General features: G+C 68.0%; 3 protein-coding genes. All 3 read right to left on the reverse strand.

The genetic code is table 11. The annotated features are described in order from the left end of the window. The coding region (locus EOA29_RS31685; protein WP_127222105.1) for a 2Fe-2S iron-sulfur cluster-binding protein at window positions 1-1,737 on the reverse strand (1,737 nt) is incomplete at its 3' end. Beyond that, window positions 1,734-2,027 carry a sarcosine oxidase subunit delta gene (locus tag EOA29_RS31690; protein ID WP_126093261.1) on the reverse strand — a complete coding sequence of 98 codons (294 nt, stop codon included), beginning with the start codon at window positions 2,025-2,027 and terminating at the stop codon, window positions 1,734-1,736. The genes EOA29_RS31690 and EOA29_RS31685, both read right to left, overlap by 4 nt. Before the next feature lie 13 nt (window positions 2,028-2,040). Then, a partial coding sequence (locus EOA29_RS31695) for an FAD-dependent oxidoreductase (protein WP_127222106.1) occupies window positions 2,041-2,763 on the reverse strand: 723 nt, incomplete at its 5' end.

Consider the following 2,763-nt stretch of genomic DNA (forward strand, 5'->3'; position numbering starts at 1 on the left):
CGGGATCGGCTTGCCGAGCGCTTCGGCCATGATGGCGAGGCCCGGCACGTTGGAGCTCTTGCCCTGGTCGGTCGCCATGCCGAGCGTGGTGTAGCGCTTCAGATGCTCGACCGAGACGAAGCCCTCGCGATGCGCGAGCCGCACGTCCTCGGCGGTCACGTCGTGCTGGAAGTCGACGAAGCTCTTGCCCTTGGCCTTGATCTCGAAGACCGGCGCCGGATCGGGGTCGCCGGGAGCTGCCTCGACGACTGGCAGAGGCGCTGGGGATGCGCTTCCGCCTGCGGCCTGAAGGCCAGCCGCGCGGCCCTCGGCAATGGCTTCCGCGGTCGAGAAACTACCGGTGAAAGCGCCGGCGCCGATCCAGCGTTGCGTCGGCTGCGGCGGCAGGAAGGCCTGCCTGCCTGGATCCCATTCGGCTTTCGCGCCGGCCTGGCTGGCGAGATGGATGGTCGGCGACCAGCCGCCCGACATAGCCAAGCAGTCGGCATGGATGCTGCGTTCGTCGCCGCTGAGCGCCCCGTTGGTCAGGTCGAAGCGCTGCACCTTGAGGCCGGTGAGCGCCTTGCCGCCTTCGGTCGCAACAACGGCATGGCCGGCGAGCAACTCAGCCTCTGCCTCGCTCGCCAGCCTGCTCATCTCGCTCGACACGTCCCTTCGGACATCGACGATGGCGACGACAGCGGCGCCGGCCTTCTTCAGCGCAACGGCCGAGCGATAGGCGCTGTCGTTGTTGGTGAACACAGCGATCCGCGCGCCGGGCAGCACGCCATATTCATTGGCGTAGCGTTCGGCCGCGTGCGCCAGCATGACGCCCGGACGGTCGTTGCCCGGAAACACCAGCGGACGCTCGAACGATCCGGTGGCGAGAACCACCGTCCTGGCGCGGATCGCCCAATAGCGCTGGCGCGGCTCGCCCTTGGCCGGAACCTCCTTATGGTCGGTCACCCGTTCGAGCGCGGCCAGCGTGTTGCCGTCGTAATAGCCCCAGACCGTCGTGCGCGGCAGGAGGCGGACATTGTCATTGCCTTCGAGCTGGCCGACGATGCGCCCCGCCCACTCGGCAGCCGGCGCGCCGTCGATCGTCTCGCCCGACCAGTTGGCCGAGCCGCCGAAGCGTGCCTCGAGGTCGGCCAGGATCACGCGGGCGCCCTGGTCTGCCGCGGCCTTCGCCGCCATCAGGCCGGCTGGGCCGGAACCCACGACCAGCACGTCGCAGAAGGCGTTCATGCGCTCGTAGCGCGAGGTGTCGGGGGCGACACCCGCTCTGCCGAGGCCGGCGGCGCGGCGGATGAAATGCTCGCAGAACATCCAGAAGCGTGTGCCCTTCAGCGGACCGATCACCGGCCCCATGAAGGTTTTGTAATAGAAGCCGGCCGACAGGATCTTGCCGCCGAGCTGGTTGATGGCGCTGATGTCCCAGGCGAGCGAGGGAGAGCGGTTCTGGCTGACGGCGACGAGCCCGTCATAGATCTCGACCATGGTGGCCGGGACATTAGGCTCGCGCACATCGCCGCGCAGCACCGTCACCAGGGCGTTAGGCTCCTCGAGGCCGGCGGCGAGCAGGCCGCGCGGACGGTGGTATTTGAACGAGCGGCCGAACAGCGTGACGCCGCTGGCGAGCAGCGCCGAGGCGAGTGTGTCGCCGGCATGGCCTGTATAGGGCGCGCCGTCGAAGGTGAAACGGATGGTGCGCAGCCGGTCGATGCGGCCGCCGGTCTCGGTACGGCGGGAGCTCACGGCTTGCCCTCCGTCCTGTGGCCCGCGGATTTGTGTCCGCCGCGAGCAAAGGCCGTGCTCAGGATTTCATGGGTTACGGTGTTGCGCACGACGCGCAGATGCGCGCGGCAGCCGCCCGAATGCTGCCAGATCTCATTGTGGTCGCCGGCCGGGTTCAGCCGGTCGTAGACATAGGCGTTCCAGGCGTCGAGATCCTGCGAGGCCGGCTGCGGCCGCTCACGGTTGCCGTCGCCCTGGTAGGTGAACTCGATGACGTCGCGCGGGCCGCAATAGGGACAAGTGATCAGCATTCTGTTTCAAACCCTAATGCAACCGGGGGTTCGCACCCTGGCCTTTGTCGTCGATGATGAGGCCTCGATAGAAACGGTCCAGCGTGAAGGGCGCGTTGAACTCGTGCGGCTCGTCCTTGGCGATAGTCCAGGCGAAGCACCAGCCTGACGCGGGCGTTGCCTTGAAGCCGCCATAGCACCAGCCGCAATTGAGATACATGCCGGGCAGCGGGCCGGTGGTGATGATCGGCGAGCCGTCCATCGTCATGTCGCAAAGCCCGCCCCAGGAGCGCAGCATGCGCACCCGCGCCAGGCCCGGGAACAGCGCCAGCATCTCGCTCATCACCTCGTCGACGATCGGCAGGCTGCCGCGCTGGGCATAGCTGTTGTAGCCGTCGAGGTCGCCGCCATAGACGAGGCCGCCCTTGTCGGACTGCGAGATGTAGAAGTGGCCCATGCCGAAGGTGAGAACGGTGTCGACGACCGGCTTCAGCGATTCCGAGACGAAGGCCTGCAGAACGTGGCTTTCGATCGGCATATGCGAAATGCCGGCAAGCCGCATGACGCTGCCGGTGCTGCCGGCAACCGCAAGCGCCACCTTCCTGGCGCGGACCTCGCCGCGCGTGGTCGTCACGCCGGTGACGCGGTCGCCGTCGCGCAGGAAGCCGGTGACCTCGCAATTCTCGATGATGTCGACGCCGCGCCGGTCGGCGCCGCGCGCATAGCCCCAGGCGCCAGCGTCGGGGCGGGCGGCGTC

The sequence above is a fragment of the Mesorhizobium sp. M1E.F.Ca.ET.063.01.1.1 genome (assembly GCF_003998155.1).
Classification (GTDB): domain Bacteria; phylum Pseudomonadota; class Alphaproteobacteria; order Rhizobiales; family Rhizobiaceae; genus Mesorhizobium.